At 69.9% G+C, this 21,019-nt stretch carries 25 protein-coding genes and 1 pseudogene; 13 read left to right on the forward strand and 13 right to left on the reverse strand.

Features of this window, described 5'->3' with window-relative positions:
* Positions 1 to 70: 70 nt before the first annotated feature.
* Entirely contained in the window at positions 71 to 862 is a 792-nt protein-coding gene (gene modA / locus MNOD_RS17275; RefSeq protein WP_015930223.1) for a molybdate ABC transporter substrate-binding protein, read from the reverse strand.
* 170 nt (positions 863 to 1,032) lie between these two features.
* Between modA and MNOD_RS17280 the strand changes: the two genes are divergently transcribed.
* On the forward strand, positions 1,033 to 1,509 hold the full coding sequence (locus tag MNOD_RS17280; RefSeq protein ID WP_015930224.1) for a MarR family winged helix-turn-helix transcriptional regulator: 477 nt from the start codon (positions 1,033 to 1,035) through the stop codon (positions 1,507 to 1,509).
* Positions 1,506 to 1,934 carry an anthrone oxygenase family protein gene (locus MNOD_RS17285; protein WP_015930225.1) on the forward strand — a complete coding sequence of 143 codons (429 nt, stop codon included), beginning with the start codon at positions 1,506 to 1,508 and terminating at the stop codon, positions 1,932 to 1,934. The genes MNOD_RS17280 and MNOD_RS17285 overlap by 4 nt, the downstream gene beginning before the upstream one ends.
* Positions 1,935 to 1,971: 37 nt before the next feature.
* Here the strand turns inward: MNOD_RS17285 and MNOD_RS17290 are convergent, their stop codons facing one another.
* The 3 genes from MNOD_RS17290 to MNOD_RS48095 all read right to left on the reverse strand — a co-directional run bounded on the left by MNOD_RS17290 (position 1,972) and on the right by MNOD_RS48095 (position 3,244).
* Positions 1,972 to 2,301 (reverse strand): hypothetical protein, encoded by a 330-nt coding sequence (locus MNOD_RS17290; protein WP_015930226.1) that lies wholly within the window; start codon positions 2,299 to 2,301, stop codon positions 1,972 to 1,974.
* A 347-nt stretch (positions 2,302 to 2,648) separates the two neighbouring features.
* The gene (locus tag MNOD_RS17295; RefSeq protein WP_015930227.1) at positions 2,649 to 2,927 is read right to left on the reverse strand and encodes a hypothetical protein; all 279 of its coding nucleotides are present in this window, start codon (positions 2,925 to 2,927) and stop codon (positions 2,649 to 2,651) included.
* Between the two features lie 164 nt (positions 2,928 to 3,091).
* Complete coding sequence (locus tag MNOD_RS48095) at positions 3,092 to 3,244, reverse strand: hypothetical protein (RefSeq protein ID WP_198157685.1); 153 nt, start codon at positions 3,242 to 3,244, stop codon at positions 3,092 to 3,094.
* 151 nt (positions 3,245 to 3,395) lie between these two features.
* Between MNOD_RS48095 and MNOD_RS17300 the strand changes: the two genes are divergently transcribed.
* From MNOD_RS17300 to MNOD_RS49160, 4 genes and pseudogenes are all read left to right on the forward strand, one after another.
* A complete protein-coding gene (locus MNOD_RS17300; RefSeq protein WP_015930229.1) occupies positions 3,396 to 3,863 on the forward strand; it encodes a low molecular weight protein-tyrosine-phosphatase in 468 nt (155 codons plus the stop codon).
* On the forward strand, positions 3,860 to 4,663 hold the full coding sequence (locus MNOD_RS17305) for a fructosamine kinase family protein (protein WP_015930230.1): 804 nt from the start codon (positions 3,860 to 3,862) through the stop codon (positions 4,661 to 4,663). Before MNOD_RS17300 ends, MNOD_RS17305 begins: the two co-directional genes overlap by 4 nt.
* A gap of 957 nt (positions 4,664 to 5,620) precedes the next feature.
* Positions 5,621 to 6,066: pseudogene (locus MNOD_RS49155) on the forward strand (diguanylate cyclase domain-containing protein); the annotation flags it as partial.
* A gap of 93 nt (positions 6,067 to 6,159) precedes the next feature.
* The gene (locus MNOD_RS49160) at positions 6,160 to 6,957 is read left to right on the forward strand and encodes an EAL domain-containing protein (RefSeq protein WP_244424796.1); all 798 of its coding nucleotides are present in this window, start codon (positions 6,160 to 6,162) and stop codon (positions 6,955 to 6,957) included.
* 45 nt (positions 6,958 to 7,002) lie between these two features.
* Here the strand turns inward: MNOD_RS49160 and MNOD_RS17315 are convergent, their stop codons facing one another.
* The 4 genes from MNOD_RS17315 to MNOD_RS17330 form a co-directional block, all read right to left on the reverse strand.
* Positions 7,003 to 7,854, reverse strand: a complete 852-nt coding sequence (locus tag MNOD_RS17315) for an HD domain-containing protein (RefSeq protein ID WP_015930231.1) — start codon at positions 7,852 to 7,854, stop codon at positions 7,003 to 7,005.
* Between the two features lie 30 nt (positions 7,855 to 7,884).
* Positions 7,885 to 8,100: a hypothetical protein gene (locus tag MNOD_RS17320; protein ID WP_015930232.1), complete on the reverse strand. Its 216-nt coding sequence runs from the start codon at positions 8,098 to 8,100 to the stop codon at positions 7,885 to 7,887.
* A 235-nt stretch (positions 8,101 to 8,335) separates the two neighbouring features.
* A complete protein-coding gene (locus MNOD_RS17325) occupies positions 8,336 to 9,715 on the reverse strand; it encodes an FAD-containing oxidoreductase (protein WP_015930233.1) in 1,380 nt (459 codons plus the stop codon).
* Positions 9,712 to 10,176, reverse strand: a complete 465-nt coding sequence (locus MNOD_RS17330) for a membrane protein (RefSeq protein WP_015930234.1) — start codon at positions 10,174 to 10,176, stop codon at positions 9,712 to 9,714. Before MNOD_RS17330 ends, MNOD_RS17325 begins: the two co-directional genes overlap by 4 nt.
* A 275-nt stretch (positions 10,177 to 10,451) precedes the next feature.
* Here MNOD_RS17330 and MNOD_RS17340 point away from each other — a divergent pair, with 275 nt between their 5' ends.
* The 4 genes from MNOD_RS17340 to MNOD_RS17355 are packed head-to-tail and all read left to right on the forward strand — an operon-like array spanning position 10,452 to position 13,494.
* Positions 10,452 to 11,123: an amino acid ABC transporter permease gene (locus tag MNOD_RS17340; protein WP_015930235.1), complete on the forward strand. Its 672-nt coding sequence runs from the start codon at positions 10,452 to 10,454 to the stop codon at positions 11,121 to 11,123.
* A gap of 10 nt (positions 11,124 to 11,133) precedes the next feature.
* Positions 11,134 to 11,784, forward strand: a complete 651-nt coding sequence (locus MNOD_RS17345; RefSeq protein ID WP_015930236.1) for an amino acid ABC transporter permease — start codon at positions 11,134 to 11,136, stop codon at positions 11,782 to 11,784.
* 28 nt (positions 11,785 to 11,812) lie between these two features.
* Positions 11,813 to 12,640: a transporter substrate-binding domain-containing protein gene (locus MNOD_RS17350; protein ID WP_015930237.1), complete on the forward strand. Its 828-nt coding sequence runs from the start codon at positions 11,813 to 11,815 to the stop codon at positions 12,638 to 12,640.
* Positions 12,641 to 12,696: 56 nt separating this feature from the next.
* On the forward strand, positions 12,697 to 13,494 hold the full coding sequence (locus MNOD_RS17355; RefSeq protein WP_015930238.1) for an amino acid ABC transporter ATP-binding protein: 798 nt from the start codon (positions 12,697 to 12,699) through the stop codon (positions 13,492 to 13,494).
* A gap of 38 nt (positions 13,495 to 13,532) precedes the next feature.
* Here MNOD_RS17355 and MNOD_RS17360 read toward each other — a convergent pair whose 3' ends face one another.
* Positions 13,533 to 14,450, reverse strand: coding sequence for a DMT family transporter (locus tag MNOD_RS17360; protein ID WP_015930239.1), 918 nt, complete (start codon positions 14,448 to 14,450; stop codon positions 13,533 to 13,535).
* Positions 14,451 to 14,629: 179 nt separating this feature from the next.
* On the opposite strand from MNOD_RS17360, the gene MNOD_RS17365 reads away from it, so the two are divergent.
* On the forward strand, positions 14,630 to 15,100 hold the full coding sequence (locus MNOD_RS17365) for a YbhB/YbcL family Raf kinase inhibitor-like protein (protein WP_015930240.1): 471 nt from the start codon (positions 14,630 to 14,632) through the stop codon (positions 15,098 to 15,100).
* A 183-nt stretch (positions 15,101 to 15,283) separates the two neighbouring features.
* Here the strand turns inward: MNOD_RS17365 and MNOD_RS17370 are convergent, their stop codons facing one another.
* The 4 genes from MNOD_RS17370 to MNOD_RS17385 all read right to left on the reverse strand — a co-directional run bounded on the left by MNOD_RS17370 (position 15,284) and on the right by MNOD_RS17385 (position 17,917).
* On the reverse strand, positions 15,284 to 15,589 hold the full coding sequence (locus tag MNOD_RS17370; RefSeq protein WP_083786479.1) for an LOG family protein: 306 nt from the start codon (positions 15,587 to 15,589) through the stop codon (positions 15,284 to 15,286).
* Between the two features lie 86 nt (positions 15,590 to 15,675).
* Positions 15,676 to 16,194, reverse strand: a complete 519-nt coding sequence (locus MNOD_RS17375; RefSeq protein ID WP_015930241.1) for a hypothetical protein — start codon at positions 16,192 to 16,194, stop codon at positions 15,676 to 15,678.
* Between the two features lie 608 nt (positions 16,195 to 16,802).
* Entirely contained in the window at positions 16,803 to 17,144 is a 342-nt protein-coding gene (locus MNOD_RS17380; protein ID WP_050783355.1) for a hypothetical protein, read from the reverse strand.
* Positions 17,145 to 17,383: 239 nt separating this feature from the next.
* Complete coding sequence (locus tag MNOD_RS17385; RefSeq protein WP_015930243.1) at positions 17,384 to 17,917, reverse strand: hypothetical protein; 534 nt, start codon at positions 17,915 to 17,917, stop codon at positions 17,384 to 17,386.
* A gap of 164 nt (positions 17,918 to 18,081) precedes the next feature.
* On the opposite strand from MNOD_RS17385, the gene MNOD_RS17390 reads away from it, so the two are divergent.
* Both MNOD_RS17390 and MNOD_RS17395 read left to right on the forward strand, forming a co-directional pair.
* Positions 18,082 to 19,338, forward strand: coding sequence for a replication initiator protein A (locus MNOD_RS17390; RefSeq protein WP_015930244.1), 1,257 nt, complete (start codon positions 18,082 to 18,084; stop codon positions 19,336 to 19,338).
* Positions 19,339 to 20,209: 871 nt separating this feature from the next.
* On the forward strand, positions 20,210 to 20,995 hold the full coding sequence (locus MNOD_RS17395; protein WP_015930246.1) for a polysaccharide deacetylase family protein: 786 nt from the start codon (positions 20,210 to 20,212) through the stop codon (positions 20,993 to 20,995).
* The last annotated feature ends 24 nt before the right edge of the window (positions 20,996 to 21,019 follow it).

The following is a 21,019-nucleotide window of genomic DNA, read 5'->3' on the forward strand; positions in this document are numbered from 1 at the left end:
GGCGCGGCCGAGGCGCGCGGCCTGAGCCCGGACAGCCTGCGGCCGGCCGGGTCGCATCGGCCTCACCGCCCTACTGCGACGGGCCGGCCCTGCCGGCCTCGACCACGCGGAATCCCTGCTCCTCGAAGAAGGGCCTGGCGGCCGCCGTTCTCAGGAAGGCGAGGAAACGCGCCGCGCCATCGCCCTTGGCCTCGGCCGTGATCGCGAAGGGATAGACCACCGGCGGATGGCTCTTCGCCGGAAACACCCCCACGATCTTGACCTCCGGATCCGCCTTGGCGTCGCTCTCGTAGACGACCCCCAGGGGCGCCTCGCCGCGCGAGACCAGCGCCAGGGCGGCCCGCACATTCTCGGTCTGAGCAAGACGCGGCCCCACCGACGACCAGAGGCCGAGCTTCTCGAAGGCGGCCTTGGCATACTTGCCGATCGGCACCGCGCCGACCTCGCCCGTAGCGAGACGCCCGTCGGCGCCGAGGGCGCGGGCGAACCATTCCGGCGTGAAGGCGATCTCGCCGACCTGCGCCTGCCTGGGCGCCACCACCACCAGCCGGTTGCCGAGCAGGTTCACGCGGCTCTCGGGACGGATCAGCTTGCGCGCGGCGAGATAATCCATCCACTCCAAGTCAGCCGAGCCGAACAGATCGGCCGGTGCACCCTGCTCGATCTGACGGGCGAGCGCCGAGGACGCGGCGTAGCTGGCCCGCACCGTGACGCCGGTCTTTGCCGTGAACGCCTTGCCGGCGGCGTCGAGGGCGTTCTTCAGGCTCGCCGCCGCGAACACGGTCGTCACATCGGCGGCGCGGGCCGGCTGAGCGCCGAGGAGAAGGCCGACGGCGCAGAGGGCGTGAAGGGGTTTCGGCATGGCGGCACCGTTCAGTCGGTGGATGGGCGGAGATCCCGGGACGGGCGGGGTTCGGCTTCGCATATCCGGATGGAGAACCGATGCCGGAGAAAAGGCATCCACGATTCTCGGCCAATCCGGCCTGCCGCCAGCCAATTGACAACATGCTGTCATGAAGGCAACCTGCTGTCGTGTCGTCAGCCTCCAGGGCGGCCGAGGCCGTCACGCGCCTGATCCTCGATGTGTTCCGCGCGAACGGCGCGCTCCTGGCCGCGGGCGACCGCCTGGTGGCCGATCTGGGGCTGACGAGCGCGCGCTGGCAGGTTCTGGGCGCGGTCGCCATGGCCGAGGCCCCGCTCTCGGTGGCGGGCATCGCGCGCGCGATGGGACTGACGCGGCAGGCGGTGCAGCGCGTCGCCGACGATCTCGAGCGCGCCGGGCACGTCCGCTTCGCGCCGAACCCGCATCACCAGCGCTCCAAGCTCGTGCTTCTGACGCCGCAGGGCGAGGCGGCCTACCGCGCCGCCGCCGAGCGCCAGGGACCCTGGGCGGAAGCCTTGGCGCAGGACCTCGATCCAGCTGCGCTCGCCCTCGCGGCCGAGGTGCTGCGCGCCGTCTCGCGCCGGCTGGCCGAGACCAGCCCGGCAAATCAGGAGGCAGGATCATGATCGTCGGCGGCGCTGCCCTGCTCGCCGCCGCGGCCTTCACCGGGGCCGCGGCCTACGTCAACCTCGTCGAGCAGCCCGCGCGCCTGCACCTCGCGCCGGACGCGCTCCTCGCCCAGTGGAAACCGAGCTACGCGCGCGCCACGCGCATGCAGGGCTCCCTCGCCCTGATCGCAGCCGCCCTGGGCGTGGCGGCGTGGTTCGCATCGTCGGATGGGCGCTGGCTCCTCGGGGCAGCCCTCAGCTTCGCGAACTGGCCCTACACGCTGGTCGGGGTGATGCCGACGAACAGGACGCTGATGGCCATCGGGCCGGGCGACGCCACCGAGGCCGTCCGGGATCTGGTCGTCCGCTGGGGCCGATTGCACGCGGTCCGCACCGGCTTGGGAGCATTGGCGGCGGCGACGTATCTGTGGGCTCTGGCCTGACGCGCGCCCCGCCTGGTGCGGCAGCCCGACAGCCAGGTTAGTAGAGCTGACCGTCCAGGTTCGCCGGCGACCCGGGCGGCAAGGGGCTGAGGCTGTTCACGCTGTCGCCGATGATGCCGGGCGGGCCGCTGAATCCCACTACGCCGCTGGGGTCGCGGGCTACGAAGCCTCGGCTGTATCCGCGGGCTTCGAGCGCCTCGATCCGAGAGACCGGAATGTATCCGTTGCGGATGAGCCGAGCGTCGACGCGGTCGAGCCGGCGCAGGTCATGCTGAATCGGGACGTGGCGCCCGTCACGGGCGTCGACGGCCGTGATTGACGCTGAGCAGATGGTACTCAGGATCAAGATGGCGGCCAAGCGTGGCATCGAACGACTCCGGATGCGGCCTTTCGGCAGATCATCGATGGAGTCCGATCCCGAGTTCCGCTCGTCACCGCTTAGTGATGCAGATATCAGGCGCCTCGCGGGCGGATCCGCTTCCCATGACGGCGCTTACGGCGTGAAAAGCGAAAAAGACTTGGTGCGAAGACTTGGCGGCGGAGCCTCGGAAGGTTGAGCTTCTGTCGCTCATGCGCGACTCGATCTGAATCGCAGGAACGCCACCACGGCCGCGCCGAATCGAGCGGAGGCATTCCTCGCCTGCCGGATCGCGTCACGGTCCGGTCATCACGCCTCGGATGCGCCGCAGCGGCTTGGATCGGCGCCGATCCCGCTCAATACCGGTAACCGTAATACGGATGCCGGACCGGACGATACCGGTCACCGACCGGGCGGCCGTAGCGCGGATAGGCCCTGATGTAGGGATCCAGCCGCGGGTTGCGGTAATTGCCGCTGTTGATCCCGGCCGAGCGGTCGTTGCCGCTCAGAACCGAATAGGGCGACAACCCGCTGCCGGCATTTCCTCCCTCGCCGCGCTGGGCGAGGGCCGGGCCGGACAGACCGAGGGCGGCGAGGGCGAGGGCGAGACAGACGCGGCGTGAGGTCGGGTGCATGGCATCCTCCGGAACCGTCGGGATGGCCACCAACTCCCTGCCGGCTCGCCCGGTTGCAGGCACGGCCGCTCGACCGCCCTGCTCGCCCCCTCACAGAAACCAGGTCACGACCAGGAAGGCCGTCGCTAGAGCCGTGGCCGTTTCGGTTGAAACGGCCACTTCTCTCAAGTCTTTGATTTTTCGCGCTCCCTGACGCCGAACGGCATCCACTTCGGCGGGGAGCGCTCTAGGAAGGTCACGCCCGTGGTCACCCATCCCAGGATGTTGGTCAGGCGGCCATCGACCCGTTCGCCCATGACCTTCCGGTCGTTGGTCATCGGCATCATCGGAAGCAGGAGCGGCGGCGCCCCGGCGCGTTGAGGCCGGCGCTGCGATGTGGTTGAAACCGTTCGGTGAGGCGACGCGCGAGCCGGCCGACGGGAGCCCGCAGGGCCTGCCCGCCCGAGCCTCGACCGACCGGGATCGCGCATGCTCGACCGCAAACCCGCCGTCCTCTTCGTGTGCCTGGGCAATATCTGCCGCTCGCCGCTGGCGGAGGCGGCCTTCCGGCAGGAGGCGGCAAGAGCCGGGCTCGACGCGGAGGTGGGCTCGGCGGGCACCGGCCACTGGCATGTCGGCGAGCCGGCCGACCGGCGCGCGCAGGCGGTCGCCCGCCGCAACGGCGTCGACATCTCGGCGCATCGTGCCCGGCAGGTGGATGCCGCCGACTTCATGCGCTTCACGCACATCGTCGCGCTCGACCGCGACAATCTTGCGGTGCTTCAGCGGCTGCGGCCCCGGGAAGGTGCGGCGCTGTCCCTGCTCCTCGACCATGTGCCCGGCCGGGCGGGCGAGGCGGTGGCCGACCCCTATTACGGGGCGGATGCCGGCTTCGACACGACCTGGGCCGACGTCACGGAGGGCGCCCGCGCGCTCGTCGCGAGGCTCGCGCCATGACCTCGCTCGCTGAAGCCGGGGCGGCCCTGCTCGGGGGCCGGCTCGCCTGGGCCGAACCGATGGGCGGCGGCGACTTGTCGAGCCTCCTGCGCATCGGGCTCGACGACGGACGCGAGGCGGTCGTGAAGACCGGGCCGGACCCGCTCGCCGAGGCCGCGATGCTGCGGGCCATCCGGGCGAGCGGCGCGCCGGCGCCAGCCGTGCTCGGCGCGACGACGGCCATCCTGGTGATGGAGCGGCTGCCCGCGAGCCGCGCAGACGGCGCCGACGCGGATCTCGGCCGCGCGGTGGCGCGGCTGCACGCCGTGACGGGCGAAAGCTACGGGTGGGAGCAGGACTTCTCCTTCGGGCCGGTCCGGATCGAGAACGGCTGGAGCCCGGACTGGCCGTCCTTCTGGGGCGAGCGGCGCCTGCTCTGCCACCGCCCCTTCCTCGACCCTCCGCTGGCGCGGCGCATCGAGGCCCTGGCCGCGGCTCTCCCGGAGCGGCTGCCGGCCCGGCCGCGACCGGCGCTGCTGCATGGCGATCTCTGGGGCGGCAACGTGCTGACGGAGGGGGGACGCGTCACCGGCCTGATCGATCCGGCCTGCTATTTCGGCCATGCGGAGGTCGATCTCGCCATGCTGGCGCTGTTCGGCCGCCCGGGCCCGGCCTTCCGGGCGGCCTACGGCCAAGCCGAGCCGGGCTGCGCCGACCGCGAGCCGATCTATCAACTCTGGCCGGCGTTGGTGCATCTGCGCCTGTTCGGATCCGGCTATCGGGGCATGGTCGAGCGGCTGCTCGATGTCGTGCAGGCCTGAAAGGATACGTCCGGCGCGCATCCGGAGCCTTGGCGGGCCCATGCCTGCCTTAGAGGCAGCCACGGTCATTCGGCACGGGCCACCCGGCGCGGATGCATATCCGCGAGACATGGCAAATGGTGAAGCGCGAATCCCGCCCCCGGATCCGTGATCGCCTCAGGTCATGGCTTGGTGATCTGTTAGCTTCTGTCCGGTATGGATTTGCGACGAACTTCGCACCCGCGCATCGGGTCCGTGCAAGGCGGAACGCGCCCGGGCGATCCAGGATGCTCGGCATTGGCTGATTACCGACGCGCTGCAAGCCCTCGCCTCCGCCTGGCATCGGACGACTCTCCGTCGCAGATGTCGCTCGACACGATGCGGCTTGCGGACCTGATCAAGCTCGCCCAGTTCGCGGAACTCAAGAAGCAGATCCCGGCCCTCTACGCGACCCTGGTCGTCAATGCGCTGGCCCTCGCCTGTACGCATGTGCATCTCGCGCCGTCATGGCTGACGGTGGGGGTGCTCGCGCTGCTCGTGCCGCTCTGCGTCGTCAGAGGCTTCCACTGGCATCGGCTCGACCCGCGGAGGATCGACGCCGTCCAGGCCGCGGGACACCTGCGCAGGACGGTCTTCCTCACCGGCTTCCTCTCGCTGGCCTTCGTGACCTGGGCGGTGATGCTGGATGCATATGGCGGACCCTCCGAGCGCGGCCACGTCGCCATCTTCGTCGCGATCACCGTGATCGCCTGCATCTTCTGCCTGATGCACTATCCCGCGGCGGCGCTACTCGCCACCGGCATCGTCATCTCCGTCTTCCTCACCTATTATCTCACGTCCAGCAACGCCGTCTTCGTCGCGATCGCGCTCAACGTCGCCCTGGCGACGGCGCTGATGGTGCGCGTCCTGCTCAACAACTTCAGCTCCTTTCTCCAGCTGATCCACTCGCAGGCGGCCCTGATCAGGAAGCAGGCGGAGATGCAGAGGCTCTCCGAGGAGAATTTCCGTCTCGCGCACACGGACAGCCTGACGGGATTGCCGAACCGCCGCTACTTCTTCGCCGAACTCGAGAGGCTGGTGGGTCCGTCCCGGCAGCAGGGGCTGGCGCTCGCGATCCTCGACCTCGACCGCTTCAAGCCGATCAACGACACCTACGGGCATGCGGCGGGGACCGCGTTCTGGCCGAGGCGGGCCGCAGGCTGGCAACGGTCGCCAGCGACGCCGTGAAGGTTGCCCGTCTCGGCGGCGACGAGTTCGGGCTGTTGATCAGCACGGCCGCGCTCGGCCGGGACGTCGTCGAATTCTGCGAGGACGTCTCGCAGCGGGTCGGGCAGCCTGTCCGCATCGGCGACGCCGCCGTGTCCCCGGGCTGCTCGTGCGGAGTCGCGATGTCCGGCGAGGCCGATCGCGACGCCGGCGGGTTGTTCGATCATGCGGATCGTGCCCTGTACTTCTCGAAGGAGCACCGGCGCGGTACCGTCACGCTCTACGCGAAGGAGCACGACGAGCTGATCCAGGTGGAGCGCGCCCTCGAAGCGGCCCTCCAGGCGGCGGCCTGGCCGGCCGAATTCGACCTGCATTACCAGCCGATCGTCGATCTGGCCTCGAACACGGTCGTGCTGGTCGAGGGGCTGGCCCGCTGGACCAGCCCCAGGCTGGGTCCGGTCCCGCCGAGTCGATTCGTGCCGGTGGCCGAGCGCTGCGGCCTGATCCACGGGCTGACGCTGCTGTTGCTCGACAAGGCGCTCACCGACATCCGGGAGCTCCCGCCCGAGATCGGCCTCTCGTTCAACCTGTCGTCGCATGACCTGACATCATCGGACGCGGTGAGCGAGATCATCGCCGCCATCCGGCGCAGCGGCGTCGCGCCGGGCCGGCTGACATTCGAGCTGACTGAGACCGCGCTCCTGGCGGATCTGGACGCGGCCAGCCGGTCGATCAGCCTGCTCCGCTCCCTCGGCGTCAGGGTTGCCCTCGACGACTTCGGAACCGGCTATTCGAGCCTCGGCTACGTGCACCGGCTTGGGCTCGACAAGATCAAGATCGATCGCAGCTTCGTCGCCAACGTGGACACGCCGATCGGCGAGGGCATCGTGAAGACGATCCTTCACCTCTGCGAGAATCTGGGCCTGGAATGCATCGCCGAGGGCGTCGAGACGGCGGAGCAGCGCGCGTCCCTGCAGGCATTCGGATGCCGCCTGATCCAGGGCGACCTGATCGGCAAGCCCGTGCCGATGCGCCAGCTGTCGGCCGAGACGGGGGCGGCCGCACCGAGCCCCCCTGCGGCCGTTGCCGATGCGGCGCAAGCCGCGTGAGGGGGCTGGGCCCGTGAGGCCGCAACCTCCCGGCGGCCCCGCGCCTCAGGGCAGGCCCCGCGGCGGGCCGCCGCTCGGACGCTCGGCCCGGAAGACGTTGGCCTGCAGGCTGGCAATCCAGTGGCGCCCGCTCACCGTCACCTCCAGGTACTTGAGCGCGCCGCCGAGGTGCGCGGACACGCTCTGCCAGAAGAAGTCGGGATAGCGTTCGATCAGGTCGGCCGGCGAGGTATAGCCGAGGCGCGCATTGGTGCCCGCCTCCTCGAATTCGTGGAACAGCGCGTTGGCCTTGCGCAGGTAGAGCGGATCGCCCATCTGGCCGATCAGGTCGGCCGCCCGCACCAGGCAGGCCTCCTCGGTCGGATCGTCGTCCGGGCGCGGGGGCGGAGCCGGGAAGCGGGTCTGCTCGATGGCAGCGGCGATGCGCTCGGCGTCGAGGAGCGCCGAGCCGCCCAGGCGCGCCTTCACGAAGAGCTTGGAGCGGTCGACGTGGTAGGGCGTGAGGGCCGCGTCCGAGGCCCCGCGGGCCAGGGTCACCCGCGCGCCGGTCTCGTCGATGACGTAGCCGTTCACCGGGCAATCGCCCCGGATCAGGCCGCGCACATAGCCGATGTCGTGCATCAGGCAGGCGACCAGCAGATGCGCCCAGTCGGCCGGCGTCACCGGCTCCAGCAGCGTGCGGCCGCGCAGGATGTCGAGACCGACCTGCGTGACGAGCAGGGTGTGCTCCAGGTCGTGATAGAGCGCGTCGGAATTGGCCAGGCATTCCAGCGCGAGGCGTGCGACCGATCCGACCGTCTCGGCGAGCGGCGCCTGGGAGGTGCCGAAGGTGCCCTTCAGCTCCGCCGCGAGCTGATCCCCGAGCGCCGTTGCGGCGAGATGCGCGATGGTGATCATGTCCGCACCGGTGCGTCCGGCCCGATCGGGTCAGGGGCGCGGCGCGCGCGTCGGCGGGTGCCGCAGCACCTCCGCCACCTCGTCCCGGGACTTGCCGCGCACCTCGTATCCCATTGCCTCGAAGCGCTCGATCAGGGAGGGGCTCTCCTCCGCCGACGCGGCCGCCCAGGCGGCGAGCCACATGTTCATGGAGTCCAGATCGGCCGAGGGATCGGGCGGAGGAGCGAAGTCGGGCGTGTTGGCCATGGAAGCGTCCCTTCTCGAGAAGACCGGCGCCGATCCGTCCGGCTGGGCCGCAGGACCAACGCGCGACCCGGCGTCACGGTTGTGTCATGGGGGGCGGTATCGCGCCGCCTCATACCAACGGCCCAGGCTGCTGGCGCAGCGGGCCGTTGATCCATCTCGAATTTTCGCCAAGCCGCAGGCTTGGTGTCGAAAATTCGAGAACGGAACCAACGGTCAGTGGAAATGACCGTTGATCTCAGGCCAGCGGCCGCAACCCGCCCAGAACCGTCGGGATGAGCTCGGACACGGTGGGGTGGATCGGCACCGCCCATTGCAGCATGGGCGCGGGAGCGCCCGCATTCATCATATCGAGAATGCCGTGCACCGCCTCGTCACCCCCGGTGCCGAGGATGGCTGCCCCGAGCAGCGCCCGGCTCTCGGCATCCACCAGCACCTTCATGAAGCCGAGCGTCTCGCTCTTCTCCACCGCGCGCCCGACCCGCGTCATCGGCCGCGTGCCGATCAGCGCCGGCCGGCCGCGCGCCCGCACCTGCGCTTCCGTCAGGCCCACCCGGCCGAGGGGCGGGTCGGTATAGAGGGCGTAGCCAGGGATGCGCTCGCTCACGCGCCGGCGCGCCCCGTCGAGGAGGTTCGCGGCTACGATCTCGAAGTCGTTGTAGGCGGTGTGGGTGAAGGCGCCGCGCCCGTTGCAGTCGCCGAGCGCGTAGATCCCGGGCACATTCGTCTGGAGCTCGTCGTCGACCGTGATGGAGCCCTGCGCGTCGGTGGCGATGCCGGCAGCCTCCAGGCCGAGGTCGTCCGTGTTCGGTTGCCGGCCGACGGCGAGCAGCACGTGCGAGCCCACCACCTCGGGCGGTCCGTCCTCGCAGCTCACGCCGACCGCAATGCCGCCGTCCCGGGGGCTCAGGCGGATGCAAGCGGCGTTCAGGCGCAGCTGAATGCCTTCGCGCAGGAGGATGTCGGCCACGGCCTCCGAGACGTCCGGGTCCTCGCGGCCGATCAGGCGCGGGCCCTGCTCGACCACCGTCACGGCGCTGCCGAAGCGCCGATAGATTTGCGCGAACTCAAGCCCGATATAGCTGCCGCCCACCACCACGAGATGCTCCGGCAGGCTGTCGAGCTGCAGCATCGTGGTGTTGGTCAGGAAGGGCACCCGATCGAGACCGGGCAGGTCCGGCACCCGGGCCCGGCCGCCGACATTGATGAAGATGCGCGCGGCCTCCAGCACCTCTCCATTCACCGCGACGGCGTGCGGGCCGTGGAAGCGGGCATGGCCCGTGATCACCGTGCAGCCGGGCATGCCGCGCAGCCAGCGCTCGACATTGGCGCGGGCCGTGGCCGAGACGGCCTGCTGGCGGGCGGCCACCGCCTTCGGATCGATGCCGACCGGACCCGGCACCACGATTCCGAAATCGGCGGCGCGGCGGGCCAGATGGGCCGCGTAGGCGCTCGCCACCAGGGCCTTGGTCGGCATGCAGCCGGTGTTCACGCAGGTGCCGCCGAAGAGATGCCGCTCGATCAGCGCCACCTCCTGACCGGCGGCGGTCAGGCGGCCGGCAAGCGAGGGCCCGGCCTGACCGGCCCCGATGATGATCGCGTCGAATCGGCGGCTCATGGCAAAGCTCCCACGATTGCGGCTGCACCGATGATGGCGACCGCGTCCTCGATGAAGGCGGCCGGCCGGTCCCGGCCGAAGGCGGCGGCGAGGCGGCCCCGCGCGGCGGCGCCCCCGAGAGTGCCGATCACGGCCCCGACCACGCCCGCGACGATCCCCCCGGCGAGGGACCCCGCCGGGAGGCCGATCGCCGCGCCACAAAGGGCTCCGCTGGCCAAGCGGGCCCCGCACTGCACCGGAACCGTGCGGCTCGGGGTGCTTGGCAGCTGGTCGGTGACGAACTCGGCGAGGGCGAGCGCCGTGAGGAGGAAGGGGGTGAATCGATAGCCCAGGACGGCGAGCCCGGTGCCGCCGAGGGGGAGGAACCCGAGCCGGGCAGCCCAGGCGATGGCGGCCGGCGCCGTCATGGTGCGCAGCCCCGCCACCGACCCAATCAGGAGCGCGAGGATGATGGTGGTCATGCAGGATCTCCGCGCAGGATCTCCGCGAACGAGGCCAGGTCCCTGCACGAGCGATGCTGCCATCAGCCGGCGGCGAGGTCGATCAGGCGCCGCGCGCCATTTCCGGTGGATGCCGGATTGCCCATCCGCCCGGTTTGGGCCAAGTCGGGGGACAGGACAGCGCCGGCAGGCCGCCCGGACGGCCGGGAGCGCGCGATCAGGGAGGAGGCTCGCGTGCGGATCGACGATCCCGACTCCGTCGGCATCCGGCCGGCGCCCGGTGCGATCCGCGCCGCATGAGCTACGAATTCGAGTTCGGCGAGGTCTTCGCCTATTGGCCGGAGCTCGCGGCGGGCGCGCTCCACACCCTCGTCCTGTCGTCGCTCGCCATGGCGATCGGCATGGTGGTGGCGGTGCTGGGCGCCCTCGCCAAGACCTCGGGCCCGGTCTGGCTGCGCTGGATCGTCGACGCCTATATCGAGCTCATCCGCAACACGCCGTTCCTGATCCAGATCTTCGTGATCTTCTTCGGCCTGCCCTCGGCGGGCCTGCGGCTGGAGCCGAACAGCGCGGCGCTCCTCGCCCTCGTGGTCAATGTCGGGGCCTACGGCATCGAGATCATCCGGGCCGGCATCGACAGCATCGACCCGGGCCAGATCGAGGCCGGCAAGAGCCTCGGCCTCAAGCCGCTCCAGATCTTTCGCTACGTGGTGCTCAAGCCCGCCATCCAGGCGATCTACCCGGCGCTGACGAGCCAGTTCATCCTGCTGATGCTCAATTCCAGCGTCTGCTCGGCGATCGCGGCCAGCGAGCTGACCGCGGCGGCGGGCGACATCCAGTCCCGCAACTTCCGCAGCTTCGAGGTCTACCTCGTGGTGACGGGCATCTACTTCGCGCTGTCGGTGGTTCTGTGGGGGGCCTTCGCGGGAATCGAGCAGGTCTTCCTGCGCAAGCCGAGCCGGCGATAGGAGGCGCGCCATGCGGATCCTGAGCGAGGGCGACATCCTCTTCATCCTGGCGGCGGTGCGCTGGACGCTGCTCCTGTCCGTCATCGCCTTCCTGGGCGGGGCGGTGGGCGGCCTCGGCGTGGCGCTCGCCCGCACCGGCGAGATCCGGCCCCTGCGCTTTGCGGCGATGGCCTACATCAAGCTGTTCCAGGGCACGCCGCTGCTGATGCAGCTCTTCCTCGCCTATTTCGTGCCGGGCATCTTCGGCCTCAGCATCGATCCCTGGGGCGCGGCGGCCCTCGGGCTGTCGCTGCACGCCAGCGCGTTCCTGGGCGAGATCTGGCGCGGCAGCATCGAGACGGTGCCGCGCGGCCAATGGGAGGCCGCGACCGCGCTCGGCCTGCGCTACTGGCCCAGGATGGCGCTCGTCATCGTGCCGCAGGCGGTCCGCATCGCGGTGCCGCCGACGATCGGCTTCCTGGTGCAGCTGATCAAGGGCACCTCGCTCGCCTCGATCATCGGCTTCGTCGAGCTCACCCGCGCCGCCCAGATCATCAACAACGCCACCTTCCGGCCCTTCACCCTCTTCGGTCTGGTGGCACTCGTGTATTTCGTGATCTGCTGGCCCCTGTCGGCCTATAGCCGGCGGATCGAGAAGACGTTCGCGGTGGCAAGCCGCTGAAGAGCGACGCATCCCGAGGAGGACCCCCATGACGTCACTGGATAAGCTGTCCCGGCGGCGCTTCGGCCTGATGCTGGCGGGCGGGCTTGCCGCCGCCTGCGGGCCCATCGGCCCCCGCGCCGCGGCAGCCGCCACGCCGGACGAGATCAAGGCCCGCGGCCGCATCGTGATCGGGGTTCTCACCGATTACCCGCCCTTCGGCGGGACGGATGCGGACCAGAAGCCGGCGGGCTACGACGTCGACGTGGCGCGGCTCTTCGCCAAGTCCCTCGGGGTCGAGCTCGAGCTCGTGCCGGTCACGGGCCCCAACCGCATCCCCTATCTCCTCACCAACAAGGTCGACATGCTGATCGCGACCTTCGGCATCACGGCCGAGCGGTCGAAGCAGGTGCTGTTCTCCAACCCCTACAGCGCGCTCAGCACTTACGTGCTCGGCCCGAAATCGCTCGCCGTCGCGAAGCCGGAGGACCTCAAGGGCGTGACCATCGGCGTCGCCCGGGCGAGCACCCAGGACACGGCGGTCTCGGCCGTCGCCCCGCCCGGCACGCGCATCATGCGCTTCGACGACGACGCCACCACCACCCAGGCGCTCATCTCCGGCCAAGTCCAGTCGATCGGCGCCAGCAACACCGTCCTCGCCCAGCTCACCAAGGATTACGCGAGCCTCGGCATCGAGCCGAAGTTCAACCTCAAGGAGCAGGCGAACGGCATGGCGTTCCGCAAGGCCGATACGGCCCTGCGCGACCGGGCCAATGCCTTCATCGCGGAGATCGCCGGCAACGGCGAACTCACGGCCATCCACGAGCGCTGGTTCGGCCGCCCGCTCGGGGCGCTGCCGCCGATGCCGCAGTTCTGACGCGCCGATGCCGGGCGGCCGCTTCCGCCCGGCCTCCTCATGAGGCCCCCACGACGATGAGCGACGCGACCGCCCCCCTCCCGCATGCTCTCGGCGAGGTCGTCATCACCATGCGCGGCGTCAACAAGTGGTACGGCGCCTTCCACGTGCTGCGCGACATCGACCTCACCGTGCGCAAGGCCGAGCGGATCGTGATCTGCGGTCCCTCGGGCTCCGGCAAGTCGACGCTCATCCGCTGCCTGAACCAGCTCGAGACGCATCAATCGGGGGAGATCGTCGTGGACGGCGTCCCCCTGACCCCGGGGCTCGCCGGCATCGAGGCGGTGCGGCGCGAGATCGGCATGGTGTTCCAGCGCTTCAACCTGTTTCCGCACCTCACCGCGCTCGAGAACTGCACGCTCGCGCCCATGAAGGTGCGGGGCCTCTCCCGCGCCGAGGCCGAGGCGACCGCCCGCACCTTCCTGGAGCGCGTCCATATCCCCGAGCAGGCGCACAAATACCCGATCCAGCTCTCGGGCGGGCAGCAGCAGCGGGTCGCCATCGCGCGCTCGCTGTGCATGAACCCGAAGATCATGCTGTTCGACGAGCCCACCTCCGCCCTCGATCCCGAGATGGTGGGCGAGGTGCTGGACGTGATGATCGAGCTTGCGGAGAGCGGCATGACCATGCTGGTGGTCACCCACGAGATGGGTTTCGCCCGCCGCGTCGCCGACCGCGTGGTGTTCATGGACCAGGGCGAGATCGTCGAGCAGGCGCCACCGGCCGCCTTCTTCGGGCAGCCGCAGAACCCGCGCACGCAGCGCTTCCTCGGCCAGATCCTGCCGGCGCGCGAAGCGCCTCCGCCGGCCCCCTGAGGCGCGCCAAGGCCTCCGATCCGGTCCGGCTGCAGCGCTCAGGGCGACGACCGCGCGACCCGCCGGCCGTCCGTGAGCGCGAGCGCGGTGGCGGCCAGCAAGACGCTCATGCCGAGCGCCTCCGGCCGCCCGAAGGTCTCGCCCGCGACCGCGACCCCGACCGCCACGGCCACGACGGGGCTGACGAAGGCGTAGAGCCCGGCCCGGAACGCGCCCCATTCGCGCAGCAGCCACAGGTAGATCGTGAAGGCGCCGAGCGATCCCCCGAGCACCAGCACGCTCAAGCCCAAAAGCGCGCGCCCGTCGGCAAGGGCCGACAGGCGCCAGGAATCGTAGCCCTCGACCAGGAGCGAGACGGGTGCGAGGGCAAGCGCTCCGAGGCTCGTCTCCCAGAAGGCGAGGGCGAGGGGGTGCATGCTGCGCATCAGGGGACGGCTGATCACCGCGCCCCAGGCGTAGCTCAGCGTGCCGGCCGCGACCGCCGCGAGGCCGAGGGCCGCGCCATCCGCGGCGGCCCCGGTCCGCCCTGAGAACAGCAGGAGGAGGCCCGCGACGCCGAGCCCGATCGCGCCGAGGCGGCGCGCTGTGATGCGCTCCTGCCCGTAGAGCGCGCCGACCAGGATGACGAAGATCGGCATGAGCGCGAGGTTCACGACCGCCGAGAGGCCGGTCGGGGAATGGGCGACGCCCCAGAACAGGAGGCTGTAGCTGCCGGTGGTGATGAGCAGCGAGGCCGCGATCACCCGGCCGGGCTGCTCCAGCCTGAGGGAGATCCCCTTCGGCAGGATGATGGCGAGGTAGCACAGGCCCGCGAGCACGAAGCGCACGAGGGCGAGGAAGATCGGCGGCACGACCTCGGCGGCGAGCTTCATGGGCAGCCATGTCAGCCCCCAGATCAAGGCCATGACCAGGAAGGCCGCGATCCGTCCGCCTTCGCTGCCGGGCTGAGATTCCATCGCGGCTCCTGGGTGGTGCTCGTCACGCGATTCGGCGGGAGACGGGCACGAAGGCAAGGGCGGTGCCGCGCGGGGGCTGCGCCGCGCCGCAGACGCGCCGGGAAACACCGCGCCTCCCTCCGGGTTGCTCAGGTGAGGCGCCCCGTCGGGGCGCGCACAGCTCCGCGGAGGATACCGGCATGGCCTTCACCCTCACCAGCCCGGCCTTCGAGAACGGCGGGCCGATCCCCGAGCGCTACGCCCGGCGCGGCAAGAATCTCTCGCCCCCGCTGGCGTGGAGCGACCCGCCTCCCGGAACCCGCAGCTTCGTCCTCGTCATGGAGGATCCCGACTCCCGCCCGCCGTCGTTCCGGCACTGGGCGATCTACGACATGCCGCCGGAGCGCCGCCACCTGCCGGAGGGCGGCAGTTCGGGCGCGGCGGTCGAAGGGCTGCCGCACGGCATCAACGACTTCCACAACGCCCATTACGACGGCCCGCAGCCGCCCGCCGGCGATCCGCCGCACACCTACCGGTTCCGCCTGGTCGCCCTCGGGATCGACACGCTGGGCCTGGACGGGCAGCCCGCGGCGGCCGAGGTCTGGGACGTCGCCCGCCAGAACATCCTGAGCGAGGCGGAGCTGACGGGCCGCTACCCGCCGAAGGCGTGAGCGGGCCGCCGGTCGGCGGCGCGGGCCGGAATCCGTGCTTCGGTCACAGCCCGGTCGGGTAGGTCTCGCTCTCGCCCGGATGGGCGCGCGCGAGGCGGCGCTCCCGCCCCGCCCGTCGAGGAGCCGCGCGCGCCGTCACGCAGGATGAGCGGACAACCCGTCAGACCCCGGAAGGTTTGATCCTCACAGCTCGTTGGCCTCGACCCGCTTGATGACCCGTGGGGGCGTGTAGCCGCGGATGCACTCCAGCAGATCCTGCGGGCCGTCGGCGATGATCAGCATCGCCCGATGCGGCGCGTGCACGAAGCCCTGCCCGACCACGCGGTCGAGAAAGGTCAGGAGCCCGTCGTAGAACCCGCCCAGGTTCGGGAGCGCCACGGGCTTCGAATGATAGCCGAGCTGGGCCCAGGTCCAGACCTCGAACAGTTCCTCGAAGGTGCCCAGGCCTCCGGGCAGCGCGACGAAGCCGTCCGCAAGATCCGCCATCATGGCCTTGCGCTCGTGCGTCGAGCCGACAATGTTGCGAAAGCAAAGACATCCAAGCAGGGTGGCGCGGCTGCACCCCGCCGCCCGGGTTAGTCGCGATGGAGGATGTCCTCGGCGCGCTTGAGCTGCACGAATTGCGACTGCGCCGCAGCGACATGGTAGCCGAAGGACTGCGCCGTCCCGCGCAGGTCGCGCACCGCCGCCTTGCCCGCCTCGGCCCCGTGGCAGATCGAGAAATACAGCGCCACGAAATTCGCGTTCTTGCGGATCGTCTCGCGCGAATCCTGCGAGGCGAAGGGAGCGATCATCAGGGCGGTGGTCCGGCCGCCCTGCTCGGAGAGGATGGCGGGCCGTGTCGCCGAGCAGAACACGTAGCCGCTCTCCTCCGGGCCCTCGCTGCGGCCCTGGTAGCTGGCATGGAAGGTCTTTACCCGTGTCCGGTTGAGGACGCCCTCCCCCGTCCGCGTGACCGTCTCCACCCTCGCCACGCTGAACTCGTCGCAGCCGTCCTTCTGGCACAGACCGCGGATCAGGTCGGCGCGGTTGTAATCCTGCGCGAGCGCGGGACCCGCCAGGATGGCGAGGAGCGCGATGGTGCGGACGAGCATCTGATCTCCCGGCTGAAGACAGATCGGCGACGCGGCGCGTCGGCAACGCCGCGCGTGATGACCCGCCAAACCGACCAGAAGATGGCCGCCACGATGCGACCCCGCATCCGCCGCGCTGACCTTCGTGGCAGCCGCCCCGCTCCTCATGCTGAGGTGGCCGGCGCGAGCCGGCCCTCGAAGCACCTCGGACCGCTGGTCCAAGGCTCTGGTGGATGGGATCACCGGTCAGGCGTGCTTCGAGGCAGCCTGCGCGATCTTCGATCGCCAGTGCGATCTGCGATCGCCCGCGCCTCAGAGGCTGTGAATCTTTCGGTTTTGGACTTTTCTGGTCCTAATAAGATCAATCACTTAGCGGACGCTAGAAGGTCGACAATCCAAAAGATTCACACGCTCTCAGCATGAGGGCCGGAGTTGGCTGCCACAGAAGGGAGCGCTCAGTCGGCCGCGATTTCATCCCTCAGGATCGCCCGGCCGGTGGTGAACTGATATCGACGGCCCGAGTTGCCGACGCATCGGGCCGTTGCCCCCTCTCGAAGGGTCGATGCCAACCCCAGGCTTGGCGGCCATTCGGGACCGGGCCCGACGGCCATGCTCAAGGCCCGGCGATATTACGCGACGTGACGGTCCCGCGCCGTGGCCGCCGACCCTGCCGGAGGGTGCTCAGGCGGTGTCCTTCGATCCTGTTCCTGGGCAGCCATCTCCCGCAGGGCCGCCACCTTCGCCTCCATCCGCGCATCGAGATCCGCGTCCGCCTGCCCGTCGCGGCCGCGCTGGCTCGCCAGAAGAAAGGCCGCCGCGAGGGCAGCCACGCTGCCGCCGAGCGGCGCTGTCAAGGCCGCCCAGAGCGGACTGTAGCCGTGCATGAGCGCCGCCGTTGCGATGCCGCCGCCCAGTGCTGCCGCGACGAGAACCAACACGAGATGCCCCTCCATACCCGGGCGGAGTGCCATGCCGAAGCGCCGAATCTGGATCTGAATATCAGGATAGTAGCGATTTGATGAAGAGCATCGTCGGATCTGCAGGCAGTCTTGAGGGCGCCTCACGCCCGCGAAGCTTCGATCAGCGACACGGAGGGACATCGCCGGGCTTTCTCTGGACGGCTCGGGCCCCGTCCTGTGCTCGGGGGGCGAGGCTGTCGGGTCGCCGCGAGATCCCGCTTCCGTATGTCCGGTGTTCCGCCACCGGGCTTTCAGCGCGATCGGAACAGTCCCCACAGGCGGCGCGGCGCCGGCCGGCTCTCGGCCGTGCGATGTGCCGAGCGCTGCGCTTCCGGCAGTCGATCAGGTCCGACGATCAGCTCGGCCGGCCCATCCAGGGTCAATCCGTTTGGCTCCGGGTCGATCGGGCCATCGCCGGGAGAGCGCCCGCCGATACCCTCGGCGAGCCCCTGAGACTGGCCGGCGGACAGCAGAAACGCCAAGACAAGGCCGCCCGGCACCTCGACATCGATCACGATGCTGTCCGGTTCCGCGGCGGGGCGCAGGCTGACGCTCTCGGCCGGAAAGACGTGGCGAACCCCAGGCGGCAAACCCTTCGCGCGCGTCGTCGCCCCGGCCGCCATCGAGAGCAGCGCCATCAGCCGAAACACATCCTCGGCCTTGATGGCCAGCCGTTCCGGTTGCCCGGCTATCTCGACCGTGACGAGAACCTGCCTTCCGTCGATGGTCGGATCGGCGCTGATGACACGACCGATGGTCCTGGCCGTAACCTGCATCTGCTGCATGGCCGCCTCGGCAAGAGCACGCTCCTGCTGCCACGGCCCGATTGCGGAAGTCTTAAGCAACCTGAGATTTTCCGGTGCGGCACGACGCCTGCGCCCCCGCCTCGCCCGCATTTTTCCGTGAATAAGTTCGTGCCTGTGCGGCTTGGGCAGGATACGAGACGCGCATGGCCCGGGTCCGCCTTCACCTGAAGAGCCGCGAGGATTTCGCGGCGCTCTCGCTGCACGAGAAGAACGCTTACCTTCAGGAGGTGGCGCAGCGCGTCATGAAGGTGCGCGGCGAGGAGCACGTGCCGCTGTCGAAGGATGCGCTGTCGCGGCTGCGGCGCTTCTACATGCGGCGCTCCTTCGCCGACCTGAAGCGGGAGGAGATCGAGGACGAGGGCATGCGGCACGCCCTCGACCGCATGGCCGAGGCGATCCGCGCCGACGAGGTGCAGAAGGTCATCGAGCACGAACTGCCGAGCGGCCGCAAGGCCGCCCCGAGCAGCCAGGCGCGCCCGATCACCCGCCCGCCGCCCGATGCCGACGCCCAGCTGATGTTCTGGGTGCCGGCGGTCTTCGACGCCCCCATCAAGGACGACATGAACCTGATGGACGTCGCGCCCTTCGCCCTGTCGAAGACGGCAGGCGAGGGCATCATCCGCTACGAGCTGAAGGACGCCATCATCACGATCGAGGGCGGGGCCGAGGTCGGGCTCGCCACGGCCTACGACTACGACATCGTCATCAACATGATCTCGCATCTCGCCGAGGCGGTGCGCGTCTACCGCATCGAGGAGGCGAAGGGCCGGCGACCGAACCTGCCGGGGCGGATCTACCGCCCGGCCGCGGCGGAGATCCTGAAATTCTGCCGGCGCGACCTCGGCGGCAAGCAGTATCTGGACCTGGAGCGCGCCCTCGACCGGCTCCAGGCCACCCGCGTCAAGATCACCAACCTGCACGGGGGCAAGCGTCGCGAGACGCAGTCCTTTCCGCTCATCGGCCGCTACAAGGTGGTGAGCCGCACCGCCCAGGACCGCATCGATCAGATCGAGATCGAGATTCCCAACTGGGTCTACGAGGGCATCGTCAAGCCGGACGGCAAGCCGACGATCCTGACCCTCAACGCCGATTACTTCCTGATCAACCGGCCGATCGCGAAGTTCATCTACCGCCTCGCGCGCAAGGCCGCGGGCGAGAGCGAGGCCCGTTACTCGCTGCCGGAGCTGCACAAGCGGTCCGGCTCGAAGCTGCCCCCGCACAAGTTCCGGCAGGCGGTCGAGGATATTGTGAAGGACGCGCAGCTGAGCCCGCTGCCCGACTACGACCTGATCCTGGAGAAGAGCGAGCGCTCGACCGTGCTGCGCATGCGGCGCCGGCCGGTGCGCCGCGACGGGCCCGGAGAGATGCCGGCCGGCGCCCCCGACGCCCCGCCCGCGTGAGCCTGACAAAAACCCCGTACTTCGCTCCGCCCGGCTTTGGCAAAAATCCCGTACATGGGACTCCGGCGGTCCGGGCCAGCGGATTTTTGGCAGGCCGCCGTACTTCGGTCCGCGCCGGTCTGCCAAAACCGAAAAAGGCCTGAGCCGCGCGTCTGACAAAAACCCCGTACTTCGCTCCGCCCGGCTTTGACAAAAATCCCGTACATGGGACTCCGGCGGTCCGGGCCGGCGGATTTTTGGCAGGCCGCCGTACTTCGGTCCGCGCCAGTCTGCCAAAACCGGGAAGGTGCCGGGCCGCCGGGCGGTCTGACCGAATTGCCGTACTTCGGTCCGCCCGCCGATGACAAAAACCGGGCTCGCCCCTTGGGCCGAAGCGGCCGGACGGCCTGTGGATGACCGGCCGTTCTGTGGATAATTCCCCGGATTCTGGCAGAGGACGCCGTACTTCGCTGCCGCCGCTCCCGTACTTCATTCCGTCAGTGCCGTATTTCAATCCGTCACGTCCGTACATCGGTCCGCGAATCGCCGCTTAAGCGTTTGACGGCACGCACAGATCCGGACCTGAAACTTAGATTCTAAAACTAGGAAAACAGATTCAAAACGCCTTCGGCAATTGTCTCGAGAGGATTCGAAAAAGACGCAGCCGACACAGCGAATCGCGTCCTCTGGCCAGGATTCAGAGCTTGAATCAAGAGCTGGGCCTCGTCGTCAACAATGCTGGCGATCTCCGGCGGATTCGGCCCAACGAAGTTGCCGTTCAGAGGACTTTTCGGTGCGCGACTCCAACCGCAATCGGCGCCGCGCTTGACTCGCGCCGGGCTCAGGCCGTTCCAGAGCCTGTCCGCCGAAGCCATCGTCGAGGAACCCCTCCATGTCCTGCCTCGTCCGCGGCCTGGGAGCCCTGGCCCTGCTCATCGGCGGCGTCACCCTGGCCGAGGCCGGAGACGGGCCCGTGCGCCTTCAGGTCCCCGCCGATCTCGCCAAGGGCCTCGCGGCCCTGCCGCGCATCGCCGCGCCGCGCGATGCGGCCGAGGAGGCGATCAACGCCGCCCTCGCCCGCCTCGACGCCAAGGCCCGCAAGGCCGCCGCGGAGTGCCGGAAGGAGAGCGGCGGCCGGGGCTCGTGGGAGCGCACCGTCGCGGTTGCGATGCGCGGCCCGCGCTTCCTGAGCTACGCGATCACCGACAGCGCGTTCTGCGGCGGCGCCCATCCGAACGCGGGCACGATGGCGATCGTGTACGACCTCGTGAGCGGTGCCCCCGTGGACTGGACCACCCTGCTGCCACCGGCCCTGACCGGACAGGTGGCCCTCGCGACAGGCATGGACGGTACCCGGATGGTGACCCTCGCCTCCCGGCGGCTCCACGCGCTCTACCTCGCGGGCTACCGCCCGAAGACGGATTCGCCGAAGGCCGAGGCGGCGGAGGACGCTGCGTGCCGGGAGGCGGTGGCGAGCGGGTTCGACACGCCACCCGCCATGATGGCGTGGCTCGATGCGCGGGAGGGCGGCCTCGCCCTGTCGTTCGATCTCCCGCACGCGGTGCAGGCCTGCGCCGACGCGGTCGTCATCCCGACCGCGGTGCTGCGCCAGGAGGGAGCGAAACCGCTCCTCCTCCAGGCCGTCGAGGCCGCCCACGCCACGACGGCGAAGCCCTGACGGCCTACGCGACGTGACGGTGCG

It is taken from the genome of Methylobacterium nodulans ORS 2060, assembly GCF_000022085.1.
Classification (GTDB): domain Bacteria; phylum Pseudomonadota; class Alphaproteobacteria; order Rhizobiales; family Beijerinckiaceae; genus Methylobacterium; species Methylobacterium nodulans.